Raw genomic sequence first — 16129 nt, forward strand, 5'->3', positions numbered from 1 at the left:
CTGATAATGATTAGTTTTATTAAAGGGACTTTAATCGAAAAAGATCCAACAGCTTTACTTATAGATGTAAATGGTCTTGGGTATGAGGTTTTTGTACCAATGACTACGTTTTATTCTTTAGGAGAGCTGAATAGCCAAATTAGTCTTTATACTCATTTTGTAGTTCGTGAGGATGTTCAACAGTTATATGGTTTTAAATCAAAAGTTGATAAAAAAGTTTTTCAAGAGCTAATAAAAGTAAGTGGTATAGGTGCTAGAACCGCTATTGCAATATTATCTGGTATGGATTCTACGACACTTCTGCATTGTATTGAAAATAAAGATTATGGATTATTAGCTACTGTACCTGGTATTGGTAAAAAAACCGCAGAACGTCTAGTTGTTGAGATTTATGATAAGCTATTGAAAATGGCAAATGAAATTTATAGTCAATCATCTGATACATCTACAAATTCGAATACAAGTAGTGCTCAACAGAGCCAAACGCCAGCAGCTATTTCAAACTCAATTTTTGGTGAATCAGTAGACGCTCTTTTAGCTCTTGGCTATAAACAAAAAGATGCAGAGAAAATGATTCGTGGTACTATTGGAGAATCAACAACAGCTGCTGAGGCAATTCGTAAGGCTCTTCAAGGGTCTATAAGATCAAAAAATAAATAACCTAAGGAATCTGAAATGATATTAGCTATAGCATTGATAGTGCTATTAGCCATCTGTGGCATAGCGCTTTTTTTTAATCTTAATAAAAAATCTAAAGAAGCAAAGCATATTCGTACTCAATTTGATGATTACAAAAATTTAGTACAGCAAGAATTGTTGTCTTTGCGTAGCAAAGAATTAACTCTTGATACACTTTTAGATCAAGAAAAACAAAAGAATTTAGAGTTAAAACAAGATAATAATCTTCGTGTAGATGAGCTTAAGCAGGAGCTTAAAGAAGAAAGAGAAAAAACGTATAGCTATATTGAAGAAATAAAAAACTACAAATCGCAAGTATCAATGCTTGAAACTCAGCTTAAAGAGCAGAATAATGCGATGCAAGATAAATTAGAGCTTCTACAAAATAGTGAGACTAAGTTAAAAACTGAGTTTGAAAACTTAGCTACTAAAATCTTTGAAGATAATTCAAAAAAGCTTAGTGAGCGTAATCATGAAAGCTTAAGTAGTGTTTTAAATCCTGTACGCGAGCAACTTAAAGATTTTAAGCAAAAAGTGGAAGATGTCTATGATAAGGAATCTACAGCTAGAGGGGCTCTACAAAATGAGTTGAAAACTCTTAAAGAATTAAACCAAAAGATGACTGCTGAAGCTCATAATCTAACAAATGCTCTTAGAAGTAGTACAAAACAACAAGGTATCTGGGGTGAGATGGTACTTGAGAATGTTCTTGAAAAGTCTGGACTAAGAGAAGGCTTTGAGTACTTCAGAGAAAAACATACTACTGATGATGAGGGCAAAGCATATCGTCCTGATGTGGTTGTCAAATTACCTGATAATAGAGATATTATTATAGATGCCAAGACTTCGTTATTTGCGTACAATGACTATATGGCTGCAGATGATGAGCAAAAACAAACTCATTTAAAAGCCCATATTCGCTCTATTAGAGAGCATATTAGAGGTCTTTCTGATAAAAATTATGAGAACTTAAAAGGTATAAATTCATTAGATTTTATATTTATGTTTATACCTGTAGAAGGAGCTTTGCTATTAGCATTAGATAACGATACTAATCTTTATGATGAAGCATTTAAACAAAAGATCATCTTAGTTAGTCCTACAACTTTATTAGTAGCATTACGAGCTGTTGAAAATACTTGGCGTTATGAGAAGCAAGCTCAAAGCATTACAGACATTTATAGTAGAGCGGAAGAGTTGTATAAGAAGTTTGTAGGTTTTGTTGAAGATTTAGAAAAGGTTGGTAAATCTATAAATGATGCTAATAAATCTTATGAGAATGCTTTTAATAAGTTAAAAACTGGTCGAGGAAATTTAATTGGTCAAATTGAAAAGCTAAAAGTAATATCTAACATAAAGCCTAAAAAAGAGCTTGATAATAATTTAGTTGAAAATGCTATGGGTGATGGTGAGTAGGAAAAATGAAGATTTTTAAAGAATATTTTTTTATAAAGTCTTTTTGGCAGTATCTTGGTCAGTCACAAGACAAGAATTATCGTATTTTACATATTGTAGTAGGTATGGCTGTTTTATTTCAGATTATAAATAGTAATTTTGTGCATACTAAATATGGACTTAACTCATGGGCATATGTTCATATGCTTAGTGGGCTAGGGTTAGCTGTGTTAAGCGTACTATTGCTTATTATGTCATTAGACAAAAGAGGTATGAGATACTATTTTCCATATTTGTATGGTGATTTCTCAGCGCTTAAAGAAGATCTACTAGAGTTAAGAAAGTTTAAATTACCTAATGCTCGTAGTGGTAGTCTTGCTGCCATAGTCCAAGGTTTAGGTTTATTAGCTTTAACTCTGGCATGGGTTACAGGATTTTTTTGGTTCACAGCTTGGAACTATCAGTCAGCATATATTGATAGTTTAAAAGCTATCCATAAAACACTAGTTGATCCTGTTGAGATATATATCTATGCTCATGCTTTAATGGGTATTTTGCACTACATTTTACAAAGATACTTTCCAGATAGAATTAGTGGAGTTAAATAATAATTAAGAAATTTTTTTTGATAAAGGCTTCAGAAAATCATCAATAGTGCAATGATTTTCGATAGGATGGCGAAGGTTTTTGTCTTTATTGATACTGTAGTGGTTATTTCTGCCAACTTTTTTTACTTTTAAATAGGCTGTCTCGGTTAGGTCACTTAGAATATTTAGGACTGCTCTTTCAGTGATCCCAACCTTGATAGCCATATCTCTAATAGTTATGTTTGGGTTACTATTAATGAGACATAACACGTGTGAATGGTTAGTCAGAAAAGTCCAACTTTGTTGTTTCTTAGTAGCCATTATCTATACTTTAGATTATCAATTAGTTAATTATACTGGAGAATATGGCAAAGATGAATGGTGAAGCACAATTTGCAACTCCCCATTAGCATTTGGTTTGAAACCCATGGTGTAATTAGCTATTACCTTTGTGCCATCAGTTTGAGTTAGGTGTTTATTACCCATGACTATACCTATGTTATCTTCAACAATATAGCCAGTATTTTCAAACTGTAAGTCAGCCCATGGACCAATAGCAAAACCATTATCTTCTGGATATTTATCATTACCAGCCACAAAATAAGATACTGCACCATCTAAGTCACCTCTAAACATTTGTTTAGAAGCAAGAGTGGGCTTAAAAAGAACGTCACTATTATCATAAGCATACATATTTTTGATAAAGTTGTGAGCTAGTTTCTTATGGTCTCCTCCTTCTCTATAAGTCCTAGAAATCTTTAGAAGTCCATCTTTCCATTTAGCTAGTGCGTTATCTATATCTAAACTAGTCATATTTTTCTCCTCTCTCTAAATGTGAAATTAAATATATGTATTTTATTTCGTGTATTATACTTCACAATAATTATTTGTAAATACAAAAATTAAAAAAAATATTTTTTAGTATGTACTTTGTAATTATTTAATTGATTTTCTAAGGCTGTATATTAAAAATTAGATTATCTATACTTTTAAGAAAAGTTAATTATTCCAGTGTAATTTATCCACTGTTTCAAGTATTATATAGGTAATTATTTTTACTATTTTATGATATGCACAACCATCCTTCTATACTTGTTTTTGTTCTAGTAATGCTTGGAGTTTTGATAGTAACAATTACTTTGAAAAAATTAAAGCAGCCGTATGTGGTAGCATATCTACTAACAGGAATTTTGCTAGGACCATACGGTTTAGAACTAATTCAAGATCAAGAAAATCTTGCTCAACTTGGTGAAATTGGTGTAATACTATTGTTATTCTTTGCGGGTATGGAAGTTTCTCCTAGAAAATTTGCTGAAAATTGGAAAGTTCCAACTATAGGTACAATACTTCAGATAGTAATAACCAGTTTCATTGTGTCTATTGTAGGTATGGTTTTAGAGTGGAGCTTGGCAAAGATATTATTATTTGGCGCTGTGATTAGTTTAAGTAGTACGGCAGTTGTTCTTAAACTACTTAATGATAGTGGCAGTATGAAAACTCGTTTGGGACAAAATGTACTTGGAGTCTTGCTTATTCAAGATTTAGCAGTTGTTCCAATGTTGATAATATTGAGAACAATTGGTGGGGAAGAACCGTCTATAAGTCAGATATTAATACAAATTTTAGGTGGTGTCTTTGTTATATCAATAGCCAGCTTTATGGCGATTAAAAAGAATCTAAAAATACCATTTATTAGTGTTCTGGGTAAAGATGAAGAAATGCGAGTTTTTGCCGCTTTAGTTATTTGTTTTGGGATGGCTGCATTTACCGAATCTTTAGCATTATCTTCCGCTTTAGGAGCATTTATTGGTGGGATGATTGTGTCAACTGTTGAAGAAACAGAATGGGTAGGCCACAGTTTATCAACAGTTAAAACAATTTTTATGGCATTGTTTTTTATATCTATTGGCATGCTTATTGATTTGAATTTATTTTGGAATCATATTGAACTTTTTATTTCTCTTCTTTTGATAACATATATACTAAACACTACAATAAATGCCTTGATTTTTAAGGCTCTTAGACAAAGGCTTGATGAGGCTTTAATTGGTGGTGCAATGTTATCACAGATTGGAGAGTTTAGTTTTGTACTTATTTCTATGGGTTATGTTTCTGGAATTCTGACAAATTCACTTTATCAGTACTGTATTACTCTTATATCTTTATCGCTACTATTTAGTCCATTATGGATTAGTGGAGTTAATTTGTTTATTAATAAGACTATTAAAAAGAAGTATTAAGTTTGATTATTTTTACTAATTCGTTTAGATATAGTTGTTCTATTTCTTTTTTATCGTCCGAGAAACAGTAGAAATAAGCTTGTATATTTAGGGTATCTGTTTTGTCTGATAGAGTTTTAATCTCAATATATGGTGCGAAATCATTAATGCCATATTGCCTAAGTTTATGCTTAGTGACTAAATCACTTTGAGTAAAAGTTTCGTTAAACGAATACTTCTCAGAAATTATTGCTCGGATAGTTAAGTTTAGAGAATCTCTAATTTTTAAAATATCACTATCAGTACTTATCAAAAAGGAATTTTATTTAAGGAAATATTCTCTTCACTGGTAAAAGTAGATATAACATTTGTTATAATTATTGAATTAGGGAATTTTAATAGTTTTCCGGTAGTTTTTTATCTCCATGTTCGACTGTATCATACATTCTGAAATAAAATAGTTTTATTTCAGTAACACAGCCATGATACCCCATGATTTGTATATAGTCGCCCTCAGAAAATAGGCTTCTCCAGTTAATAATTATCCAACCTACTAGATTCATAACAGTTTCTTTATTAACGATTATAAGACCAGCAGCTACTAAGCTTAACATTGTAAGTAAATTAGTGATTCCACCAAGCCATATTTTTATTATTATAAGAGAAAAAATAATTATGCTTATGTATATTGTACGAGATTTTAGCTTACTAATTTGTTTTTCAGAGGTCTTACGTTTTTTCAATATGTGAAATACTACTGTAGCAATTATAGTTATAAAGATAGCCATAATTGCTGTATCTATAGTGTTCAAAAAAAGCTCATTGTTTAAGGTCATGTTACTAAATTGGTATTTGTATTTTATGTAACAGTATATTATTAATTTTATGGATTTTAAATTTGTATATCTTAATGGCGTAAAAAACTGTATTAATAAGCTTTACAAGTAACATAAAAGTTTTGATATTTAATCGCAAAACAGGGCTTTTTTCTATATCCTATAAGTTATGGTTAAATAATAATATCTATTGGCTAATGAAGACTCATAAATATAGTCTACTAGTGGGGTGGGGAATTTGGATCGTTGCGGCGATTTTCTATGGATTAGACTATTTTCAGCATACTGCACCAAGTGTTTTAATCAAACCAATATCTATTGGAATGGGAGTGGGTATAGAAGATATTGCTTATGTGATGAGTATATATTTTCCTATTTATGCAATATCTCAAGTTCCTGCAGGTATTCTATTAGACCGGTTTGGTTCTAGGATAATGTTATCAATATCTTGTTTAGTTATGAGTCTGGGGATTCTATTATTTGTATATGATCCAAATCTAAGCACAATGCTAATAGGTAGAGTTCTTATTGCGATAGGATCTGCAGTAGCCTTTATAGGTACATTAAAAGTAGCTGCTGATGTTTTGCCAGAGAGGGTATTTCCTATTGCTGTTGGTCTAACTAATACAATCGGGGTACTTGGAGGTATATTTGGTCAAGTATTATTAAATCATTTAGTGATCCTTCATGGTTGGCAATCAGCTTTAGCCTTAATAGGCTATTTTGGTATTTTTTGGAGCATAATAATTATTGTATTCTTAAAATCATCAATAAACATTGAGAATTCAACGAAGAATTTTAAGTATTTAAGTTTCACACAAAGCTTAAAATTGCTTCTAAACAAGAAACTGTGGTTATTAGCAATTTATGCGGGATTAATGGTTGGTATTGTTGTTAATTCGTTTTCAGAGCTGTATGATGTTTTATTTTTAGAGCAAGCCTATAATCTATCACAGCACACAGCAGCACAAATAAGTGTAATGATGTTCGTAGGTATAGCAGTTGGTGGGCCATCGCATGGTTTTATTGCTAGTCTATTTGGTGAAAAGAGAATATGGATGTTAATTTGTAATTTAATTACTTTATTAGCATTTTCATCTGTAATTATATTTGCAAGTTCCATTACAGTTAGCTACCTATATATTATATTTTTTATAATAGGATTCTCGGTTTCTAGTATGCTTTTAGCTTTTTCGGTAGTGGAAGAAATATTTCCCGCACAGATTAAAGCAACAGCTCTAGCTATTGTTAATATGGTCATAGGGTTATGCGGAGCAATATTTCAATACTTAATTAGTTATATTAGTGTATATCTTAATGGAGGACCGTTAACTGGACAGGTAGATATAAATGTTTTTGATAGGGCGTTTTTATATCTTATTGTACCTTTATTTATAAGTACTTTAATAATATTCTCATTGGTTATAGAAAAATATAGAATGCGAGAAATTAGTTTAGATAAGCTAAGCAAGTTTTAAAAATATCTTATTTCATATCTACAAATATTACTTCTTTCTTAGAGCGACAGAATGTTTCTTTAATAAAAAATATACTTATTAAAATACCTAAGGCAGTAAATACCAACAGTAAACTTAAACTAGTCTGGTAGCTAACTACAGATGGGTTTTTTCCTTGATTAGAAAATAAGTCAAAGACTTCACTAATAATAGGCGAACCAACTCCTACTGATAGCATGATAAGAAAGTTATTAACTCCCAATGCTGCCGCTCTACATCCAGAACTAGATTGTTCAGCAATAATTGCGAATCCTATACTCTGCCCACTCGCCCCTAAGCCTAAGCAGATAAATGATAAATATAATATTGCTTGATGTATTGGGAAGAAAATAATTGTAGCTAACGAAACAAAAGTCAAGCAGATAGCAAAAATCATAACGGGCTTTCTTCTTTTTATACGATCAGATATTGCACCAAGACTAGGACAGCCAATACCATAGCCTAACCATGCTAAGGTGATCAAATAAGAACTAAATTTAGCATCAAAGCCATTTAAAGATAAAAAGCTTTTTGTAGCATTTTCAGAAAGATATTCTATAGCTAAGTATGTAGTAGCTGAAAAAACAGCAATTAACCAAATTTGTTTATTGGAGAATATACTTTGAATCTCTTTCATCACGGATGTTGGAGTATTTAGAATAATAAATCTATTTTTACTAGAGTCGCCAGACTGATCATTATTTTTTACTAAAACTATGGTTACTCCAGCTAAAATAACTCCTATTATTGCTAGAGCAATAAATACATAACGCCAGTCTACACCTCCAGCTTGTGACAAAGACTCTAGAGGGCCTGCTGCAACCATTGGACCTAGTACTCCGATAAATTGAGAAAGACCTATAAACAAACCAATATGTTTATGTGGAAGCCAATCATATACAGCAATTAATAAACAAAGAAAGCCAAAAGATGCTCCAAAACCTATCATAATCCTATAAATTAAAGCAGCTGCAAAGCTACTTGATAAAGCGAATAGCCCAACACCTAGAGCACATACTAATATTGCAAGAGTTAGAGCTTTTTTTAGCCCAAGCTTATCTGTGATAATACCTACGGGAATTTGCATGATTCCATATGTAAGCTGATAAGCGGTAGAACTAAGAATACTAAAAGTTAGTATGCTTAAGTCAAGGTCGGATATTATCTGATGTTCGAATGTACCCAGTATAGTTCTCAATAAGAACTCGTACATAAAAAATACAGCACAAGTAAGCCATATAGTGATTGCTAAAAAAGATAACTTATTATTCATCGCTAAAACTTTCTTTTGCTATTTCTTCCCAATCTTCTATTTTTGCTTCTGCTTTTTCATCATCTTGAAATGAAGAAACTTTAAATACTAAATCGCCTTCTTTAATCATAGGGTAGTTGTTAATACCTAATATAATTCCATCGATAGGAGACTTTAAGCTAACACTATCATCATTGCCAAAAGGGTCTATTAGTTTACCAATCTTTTGATCTTCTTTAACTCTTGTGCCAAGTTCTATTTCCGTTCTTAAAATTCCTGGTTTATCAGATATCGTCCATTCGGTATCTTCTGAAACAAGAGGCTTAACTTGCTGGATAAAATCCTGATCTTTTAGAAGATTAATTTTGCGCATTACATTTTGAATACCTGCTGTACCAACATTTATAGCCTCTTCACCAAATTTATTAGCTTCTCCAGCTTCATAGCATATAAACGGTATATCTAGATCTTGGTGGATTTTACGAATACTAGAACGATTCATATTTACAGCAGTAATAACCGGTGCTTGAAAGGCTCTAGCCATTTTGACAGACTCTTCATCTTCTGCATTAAAATATACTTGTGGCAGTATTTCATGATTTAATGCACCTGTCTTAATTTGTACAGAATAGTCAGTTTTTTTGATTATTTCTTGAGTTATTCTATATGCATAACGATGCATGTATGAACCAGATTCATCACCAGGGAAGGCTTGTTCCAGCGTTGGGTTGTGTTTGGCAGCATGTACTAGACCAAAGACATTTAACACTGGAATGGCTATTATTGTTCCGTGTAGCTCTTTAGGATTAGTTTTCTCTAGAACAGAGTTAATTATTTCGATACCATTAAACTCATCGCCATTAACCATACCAAAAATTAGTATACAAGGACCTTCTTTAACGCCGTTAAGAATCTTAATTGGTAAATACATAGGTGCACATGAATATTGGCTAGGTAGTGGCATCGCCAAGGTAGCCATCTCTCCGGCTTGGAAAGTATTATCAAAGATTTTGAATTTCATAAAACAATGTAGATTAGAAATGTTAGATTTTAGTTGTACGGGTAGTATAACAAAGACACAATCTTAATTCAAAATAGAGGGTAGTATCTAGCAAATAGCAAAATAATAGATAAAAACTCATTTTTAGGCTTTTTAAAATATCTAAAAAACATTAGAATTATGATGCGTTAGGTGTGTGTTTTTTTAAAAGGTTGTTTAGATATGTCTGAAGATTTGATGATATTTAGTGGTAATGCTTCTAAGAAGCTTGCTTGTGAGGTTGCTAAGGAGTTAGGGGCAACTCTTGGTAATGCTACTGTTGGTAGATTTAAAGATGGAGAGATACATGTAGTATTGAATGAAAATGTCCGTGGTAAAGATGTTTTTGTTATTCAATCAACATGTCCTCCATCTGATAACCTGATGGAGCTAATACTTCTAATAGATGCTTTGAAAAGATCATCAGCGGAGAGAGTAACAGCTGTATTGCCATATTTTGGATATGCAAGACAAGATAGAAGATCTAAATCTGCAAGAGTACCAATATCTGCTAAAGTAGTGGCTAATCTTCTCCAAGCTGTTGGCTTAGATAGAATATTATCCGTTGATATTCATGCTGAACAAATTCAAGGTTTTTTCGATATTCCATTTGATAATGCCTTTGCGACAAAAATATTTCTAGAGTATGTGCGCAAGAATCCTGAAAAATACGAAAATATAAAAATAGTCTCACCTGATATGGGTGGGGTAGTGAGAGCTAGATCTGTAGCTAAGAATTTGGGTGTTGAGATTGCAGTTGTAGACAAAAGAAGACCTAAGCCAAATGTAGCAGAGGTCATGAATATAATTGGTGATGTTGAAGGTAAGCATTGTATATTAGTTGATGATATTATGGATACGGGTGGAACAATGTGTCAAGCTGCAAAAGCACTAGTTGAAAAGGGTGGCGCGGCTAAAGTTTCTGCTTTTTGTGTACATCCTCTGTTATCTGGTGATGCAATCAAAAATATCGAAAATTCTGCTATTGAAGAACTTATAGTTACTGATTCAATTCCTCTCAAGCCTCATGCTGAATCATGCAATAAGATAAAGGTGATAACATTAGCTCCTTTACTTGCACAAATTGTAGAAAAAACTAATGGTGAAGAGTCTGTGAGCGATATCTTCAGAATAGATGGATTAGTTGATTAATATCTTGAATTTATTATTATAGCTGACTATAATAGCTCAGTTAATCTAGGGTCGCATAGATTAATATATTTGTTTAAACGAAAATAAAGGAATTTAACAATGGCAAATTTTGTTTTGAAAGCAGCTAAAAGAGAAGATTTAGGATCTGGTGCGAGCCGCCGTCTAAGAAGAGCGGGTAAAATCCCTGCTGTTATATATGGTGGTGACAAAGAAGCAGTATCTATAGTATTAGATCACGATAAAGTTTTACACTCTACAGAAGACAAAGCATTCTTCTCAAGTGAAATCACTTTAGAGATTGATGGTCAAGAAGAAAAAGTAATCATCAAAGCACTACAAAGACATCCATATAAAGTTAAGCTTGTTCACGCTGACTTCATGAGAGTATAATACTTCTCTCTACAAATCATTTCTGATTATATTTTTTATTATCAAAGTTCTTATGTTAAAATAAGACTTCGCATTATCTTTATTATTATCTAATTAGATGAGTACTTACACCGTAATTATTATTTTATTTATTCTTATTGGTATTTCAGCTTTTTTTTCAAGCTCAGAAACAGCTATGATGGCTTTGAATAAATATAAGCTTAAACATTTGGCAAAAAAGAATCATCGAGCAGCTAAAAGAAGTCTGTCTTTAGTTCGTAATCCTGAGAGATTGCTAGTTGCGATACTTATTGGAAATACTTTTGCGAATATATTCGCTGGAACAGTTATCTCATCATATTCAGAAGATCATTTTGGTGACATTGGTTTATTGATAGCAACAATTGTTGTTACAGTTTTAGTTTTAGTTTTTGGTGAAATAATCCCAAAGTCTTTTGCAGCCGTATATCCACAAAGGTTAGCTTTTCCATTTTCATTACCTCTAAAAATAATAATGGTATTGCTATATCCTGCGGTAGTTTTTCTCAGTATGGTTTCAAAAGTAACCTTAAAGCTTTTTGGTATAAAGATTGAGCCTGTAAATAATGAGTCTTTGGATAAGGAAGAAATACAGACTGTTGTAAATGAATCAAATGCAAAACTTGGTGCTAAAAATAAAAATATGCTTATAGGTGTCTTAGAGCTTGATAAAGTTTTGGTCCAAGAGGTTATGACTCACTTTAATAAAATAGAATATATAGATCTGAGCAATTCTGTAGATAAGATTTTGGCTAGAATAGCAAAAATGAAATCGTTGAATATTATTTTATGTGAAAATGGAGTTAATAATGTTATTGGTGTTATAAAGCTTAAAGAAATAACTAATTTATTGATATCAACAAAAAGGTCACAAATAACAAAAGCAAGTTTACGTAAAATTGCTCATCAAGCATATTTTATACCTGAGACTGTCTCTTTACAGACTCAGTTGGTTAATTTTCAATACAAGAGTAAACGGTTTGCTATTGTAGTCGATGAATACGGTGATGTTTGTGGTACTGTTACTATAGAAGATATTATGGAAGAAATTGTTGGAGAATTCTCTGATAGATTTGATATGAATAATAATATTCGCAAACTTGAGGAAAATAGTTATTTAATAGGTGGTAGCGCTACACTAAGAGAAATAAATCGCCATATAGGGATAGAGTTTGAAAGTGAAGATGCTAAAACTTTGTCAGGCCTTATAATAGAAGAAATTGAGAACTTACCACAGGGACCTTGTTGTATAAAATATAATAATATCTTACTTGAAATAACGAATATTAGAGATAACAAAATAGTTTCTATAAAATTAACTACCATTCTAGAAATATAAAATAAATTTTTGTTATTAAACGTTCATCCTATTCCAGTTTATATTCTGCATAAAAGGACTTGGCTGAGTAAAGCCAGTTTCTTCATAGTATTGACCTTGATATGTATATGGACTAGTTTCCATCTGTTCAACACTTTGCTGAAAGTAACCATGAATCAGATCATCTTTATCATAGTCTGGATTATAGTATGTTCCGCTAGGTTGATAATTTGGGTAGGTAAAAGAAGTATTGCATCCAACTATACTAACGACTGATAACCAAACTAAGCAGTTATTAATTATTTTTTTAGGCATTATATATTGATATTAATTATACATTGAATCTAAAGTTTACAACATCGCCATCTTTCATGATATATTCTTTTCCTTCTAGACGAGCTTTGCCTGCTTCTTTTGCACCTTTTTCGCCATTATACTGAATATAATCATCATACGAGATGACTTCAGCCCTGATAAATCCTCTCTCAAAGTCAGTGTGAATTACGCCAGCGGCTTGAGGCGCTGTAGCACCTACAGGGATTGTCCAAGCTCGAACCTCTTTAACACCTGCAGTTAGGTATGTATGAAGATTTAAAAGAGCGTAACCAGCTTTAATTACTCTATCAAGACCAGTTTCAGTAAGCCCCATATCAGCTAAAAACTCAAGTTTTTCATCTGGCTCAAGCTGAGATATCTCTTGCTCCATAGCAGCGCAAACAGGAACTACATTTGAGTTCTCAGCTTGAGCATATTCTATAACTTTATCTAATAATGGATTATTTTCAAAGCCATCGTCATTGACATTAGCAATATATAATACAGGCTTGCTAGTCAATAGAGGAGTTTGCTTGAGCCATTTAGTCTCATCATCTGTTAGTTCAAATGTTCTGGCTGGTTTTTCTGATTCTAAATGTTCTTTTAGTTTTGTATAAAAATCTGCTTTAGCTAAAGCCTCTTTATCACCAGACTTTTTCATTTTAGCAAATCTTTGAATAGCTTTATCACAAGACTCGATATCAGCTAAAATAAGTTCCATATTAATAGTATTAATATCATCTATAGGATCAACTTTTCCACTTACATGGATAATGTTATCATCTTCAAAGCATCTAACTACATGTGCTATAGCATCTGTTTCACGGATGTTTGCTAAAAACTTATTTCCTAACCCTTCACCTTTGCTTGCACCTGCAACAAGACCAGCAATATCAACAAACTCCATAGTTGTAGGAAGTATTCTTTCTGGTTTGACAATTTTTGCCAACTCATTAAGTCTTTGATCGGGTACAGAAACAATACCTACATTTGGATCAATTGTACAAAAAGGATAGTTCTCTGCATCAATCCCAGCTTCTGTAAGAGCATTAAAAAGAGTTGATTTACCAACGTTAGGTAAACCGACAATACCACATTTAAATCCCATTATTTTATTCCTTATAGTCTTATTTTGTATGTAGCCTCTGCATAGCAGGTTCTAATTTGTAGTTTATTATATCATCTAAAACACATATACCATTATCAATAGCCTTGTCTATATCATTTCTCTGAGCTGTAGAAGGATTCGATAGTACATGATTTGATACCTTTGATTTATGGCCAGGATGTCCAATACCAATTCTTAGGCGAAGATAGTCATTGGTTCCTAAATGTTGATGAATACTTCTTAAGCCATTATGACCGCCGTGTCCCCCACCTTTTTTTAAGCGAATTTCTCCAGAGTCTATATCTAGCTCATCATGTACTACTAGTATTTCTTGCGGCTCAATTTTATAGAAATTAGCAACTTTACTAACAGCTAAACCACTGTTGTTCATAAAAGTAGTTGGAAATACTAATATTACGTTACTATAATCGATACTTACTTTAGCAATATTACAATTTAGTTTAGAGTTTAGGCTAAAATTTTCATTACTATCTTTAGCAATCCTTGCAATAAACCATTCACCAACATTATGGCGTGTATTTTCATATTCCTTGCCTATATTTCCTAGGCCAACAATCATTTTTATTTTAGGCATCTTTACTTTTATTGTGTTGTTCTAACTTGTCCAAAAGTATTTTAGTAACTTCTCTTATAATTTTACTATTTGGTTTAGCGTTTTCTTGTGATTGAGTATAAAAAATAGCCATAATTATAGCTCTATCATCATCAGGCCAAATAATTGCAACATCATTTGTTGATCCGTAGGCACAAGTACCTGTTTTATTCCCAACGTCCCACTCATCAGGAATTTCAGCTGCTATACGATTATCATCGGAATCATTTCCTAAAAGCCATTTTTTAAATAATAGTCGATGCTTTTTATCAAGAATATTATTACTAAAAGCAAGCTTATTAATATCTCTAGCCATTATTTTAGGAGTGGTCTTGTTTTGATTGGTGGTAAGATTAACTTGATTGGCTATGGGCTCTAGACCAGCTACTTTTGTTGCATGATCATGTAGCGATAGTATAAACTTATTAAGGTTACTCAAACCGCCGAGTTTCTCTATTAAAAGATTGGTGGCTGTATTATCACTTTGAATAGCTGCCCTACTAAGTTGGCTAACTGTCATTGTCTGATTGATATGTTCTTTCGTAATAGGGGAGTATCCAACTACTTGATTTGATAAAATCTTTATTTTTTCGTTGAGTAAATCCTTATTTGTCATGCTCTGCTTGAGGATGGCACCAACGACAAGAAACTTATAAGTGCTACAAATGGGAAAATAGAAACTTTGGTTATGGGAGAAGTTACTATTATCGTTCCTATTAATTGTATATACACCAATTTTTCCGCCATATTGTTTTTCTAGATTGTGTAAACTATTTGATATTTGAATATTTGCTATGGTAGTAGAAAAACCAATACTTGAGAAAATAAGAGTAGTTACTAGAATTATTATTTTTTTCATATTTAAAATTAAAAATTATTTGATGTTAATAATAAGAACTCATTAACTTTTTTGATATTATCTTTTTCAGCAATTTTTGCCTCTGTAAGAGGGAGTTTATTTCCGCCAGATATCTTAAGAGCACCTTCTGGTGTTTTATATATAATGGTTGGAAAGCCGTTGATCTCAGTAGATAGCTTCATATTATTTTCAGCTTTTTCATGAGATTTAGTTAAATTTTTATCATATACTTTCGTATCATGATACTGTATTAATGCTTGTAATGGGTCTTTTGAGTTTAATATACTATCTACGACATCTGCACTATTGTGTAGACTCCCTAAAGGAATCCATCGGACTGCTAGGTCACCAGATTTAATGGCTGGTTGAGATGCATCAAATAAACTTGAGCAATAACCACAATTAGGATCGATTATAGCATAAAACTTATGTGGAGCATTGTCACTACCTTGCTGAATATATGTGGCATATTTCTTAATGTCTAAATAAAGGTTATTAGCTCGAGTAGATGATGTGAAATAATTTGCATATATTTGATTTAAACTTGTTAGTTTATTTTGATTTCTGTCCCATGCTAAAAGTTCTCCATTAACAATAACATCTCCATTTTCACTAGTGAAAGTAACAGTTCGTTTTGTAGGATCTTTTTTATCTTCTAGTATATAAGCTTGAAGGTGTATACCTGTATCAAAAGTCTTTACTACTTTGTATTGTGGGAAGGCATGTTCAACAATATATAGCCCTTGTTGGTTGTTAAAAGGTGATCTGTTAAGATTAGTGGTACTAAAAAAGTATATAATCACTAACAAAAACAATACAAACACTATAAGTGAAGCGAAATATTTTTTTTGCAT

Annotated in this window: 18 protein-coding genes; 8 read left to right on the plus strand and 10 right to left on the minus strand. The window is 32.1% G+C overall.

The annotated features are described in order from the left end of the window. Positions 1–6: 6 nt before the first annotated feature. The 3 genes from ruvA to F3D59_RS04170 are packed head-to-tail and all read left to right on the plus strand — an operon-like array spanning position 7 to position 2681. On the plus strand, positions 7–660 hold the full coding sequence (ruvA, locus tag F3D59_RS04160; RefSeq protein ID WP_191092429.1) for a Holliday junction branch migration protein RuvA: 654 nt from the start codon (positions 7–9) through the stop codon (positions 658–660). Between the two features lie 15 nt (positions 661–675). Continuing rightward, on the plus strand, positions 676–2094 hold the full coding sequence (gene rmuC / locus F3D59_RS04165) for a DNA recombination protein RmuC (RefSeq protein ID WP_150463912.1): 1419 nt from the start codon (positions 676–678) through the stop codon (positions 2092–2094). 5 nt (positions 2095–2099) lie between these two features. Beyond that, entirely contained in the window at positions 2100–2681 is a 582-nt protein-coding gene (locus tag F3D59_RS04170) for a cytochrome b/b6 domain-containing protein (protein ID WP_150463913.1), read from the plus strand. Between the two features lie 3 nt (positions 2682–2684). Here the strand turns inward: F3D59_RS04170 and F3D59_RS04175 are convergent, their stop codons facing one another. Both F3D59_RS04175 and F3D59_RS04180 read right to left on the minus strand, forming a co-directional pair. Next, positions 2685–2981 (minus strand): helix-turn-helix transcriptional regulator, encoded by a 297-nt coding sequence (locus F3D59_RS04175; RefSeq protein ID WP_041263787.1) that lies wholly within the window; start codon positions 2979–2981, stop codon positions 2685–2687. 30 nt (positions 2982–3011) lie between these two features. After that, on the minus strand, positions 3012–3473 hold the full coding sequence (locus F3D59_RS04180) for a phosphoribosyl-AMP cyclohydrolase (RefSeq protein ID WP_150463914.1): 462 nt from the start codon (positions 3471–3473) through the stop codon (positions 3012–3014). 257 nt (positions 3474–3730) lie between these two features. Here F3D59_RS04180 and F3D59_RS04185 point away from each other — a divergent pair, with 257 nt between their 5' ends. Beyond that, complete coding sequence (locus tag F3D59_RS04185; RefSeq protein WP_150463915.1) at positions 3731–4900, plus strand: cation:proton antiporter; 1170 nt, start codon at positions 3731–3733, stop codon at positions 4898–4900. 374 nt (positions 4901–5274) lie between these two features. Here the strand turns inward: F3D59_RS04185 and F3D59_RS09955 are convergent, their stop codons facing one another. Then, positions 5275–5715 carry a mechanosensitive ion channel domain-containing protein gene (locus F3D59_RS09955; protein ID WP_191092430.1) on the minus strand — a complete coding sequence of 147 codons (441 nt, stop codon included), beginning with the start codon at positions 5713–5715 and terminating at the stop codon, positions 5275–5277. A gap of 197 nt (positions 5716–5912) precedes the next feature. Here F3D59_RS09955 and F3D59_RS04195 point away from each other — a divergent pair, with 197 nt between their 5' ends. Then, entirely contained in the window at positions 5913–7193 is a 1281-nt protein-coding gene (locus F3D59_RS04195; protein WP_146421237.1) for an MFS transporter, read from the plus strand. 7 nt (positions 7194–7200) lie between these two features. On the opposite strand, the gene F3D59_RS04200 is transcribed toward F3D59_RS04195, so the two are convergent. Further along, positions 7201–8484, minus strand: a complete 1284-nt coding sequence (locus tag F3D59_RS04200) for an MFS transporter (protein WP_150463916.1) — start codon at positions 8482–8484, stop codon at positions 7201–7203. After that, a complete protein-coding gene (locus F3D59_RS04205) occupies positions 8477–9484 on the minus strand; it encodes a succinylglutamate desuccinylase/aspartoacylase family protein (protein ID WP_013923302.1) in 1008 nt (335 codons plus the stop codon). The genes F3D59_RS04200 and F3D59_RS04205 overlap by 8 nt, the downstream gene beginning before the upstream one ends. Positions 9485–9685: 201 nt before the next feature. Here F3D59_RS04205 and F3D59_RS04210 point away from each other — a divergent pair, with 201 nt between their 5' ends. The 3 genes from F3D59_RS04210 to F3D59_RS04220 all read left to right on the plus strand — a co-directional run bounded on the left by F3D59_RS04210 (position 9686) and on the right by F3D59_RS04220 (position 12401). Beyond that, entirely contained in the window at positions 9686–10654 is a 969-nt protein-coding gene (locus tag F3D59_RS04210; protein WP_013923301.1) for a ribose-phosphate pyrophosphokinase, read from the plus strand. A 99-nt stretch (positions 10655–10753) separates the two neighbouring features. After that, positions 10754–11044, plus strand: coding sequence for a 50S ribosomal protein L25 (gene rplY / locus F3D59_RS04215; protein ID WP_013923300.1), 291 nt, complete (start codon positions 10754–10756; stop codon positions 11042–11044). Between the two features lie 97 nt (positions 11045–11141). After that, a complete protein-coding gene (locus F3D59_RS04220; protein ID WP_150463917.1) occupies positions 11142–12401 on the plus strand; it encodes an HlyC/CorC family transporter in 1260 nt (419 codons plus the stop codon). A 15-nt stretch (positions 12402–12416) separates the two neighbouring features. Here the strand turns inward: F3D59_RS04220 and F3D59_RS04225 are convergent, their stop codons facing one another. Genes F3D59_RS04225 through F3D59_RS04245 form a run of 5 tightly spaced genes read right to left on the minus strand, consistent with a single transcriptional unit; the run spans position 12417 to position 16129 of the window. After that, positions 12417–12695 carry a hypothetical protein gene (locus F3D59_RS04225; RefSeq protein ID WP_013923298.1) on the minus strand — a complete coding sequence of 93 codons (279 nt, stop codon included), beginning with the start codon at positions 12693–12695 and terminating at the stop codon, positions 12417–12419. A gap of 16 nt (positions 12696–12711) precedes the next feature. Beyond that, positions 12712–13803: a redox-regulated ATPase YchF gene (gene ychF, locus F3D59_RS04230; RefSeq protein ID WP_150463918.1), complete on the minus strand. Its 1092-nt coding sequence runs from the start codon at positions 13801–13803 to the stop codon at positions 12712–12714. Positions 13804–13822: 19 nt separating this feature from the next. Beyond that, positions 13823–14398 carry an aminoacyl-tRNA hydrolase gene (gene pth, locus F3D59_RS04235; protein WP_150463919.1) on the minus strand — a complete coding sequence of 192 codons (576 nt, stop codon included), beginning with the start codon at positions 14396–14398 and terminating at the stop codon, positions 13823–13825. After that, complete coding sequence (gene bla, locus F3D59_RS04240) at positions 14391–15275, minus strand: class A beta-lactamase (protein WP_150463920.1); 885 nt, start codon at positions 15273–15275, stop codon at positions 14391–14393. Before bla ends, pth begins: the two co-directional genes overlap by 8 nt. A gap of 8 nt (positions 15276–15283) precedes the next feature. Continuing rightward, positions 15284–16129, minus strand: a complete 846-nt coding sequence (locus F3D59_RS04245) for a DsbC family protein (RefSeq protein WP_013923294.1) — start codon at positions 16127–16129, stop codon at positions 15284–15286.

Source organism: Francisella sp. XLW-1 (assembly GCF_008711455.1).
GTDB lineage: Bacteria > Pseudomonadota > Gammaproteobacteria > Francisellales > Francisellaceae > Francisella > Francisella salimarina.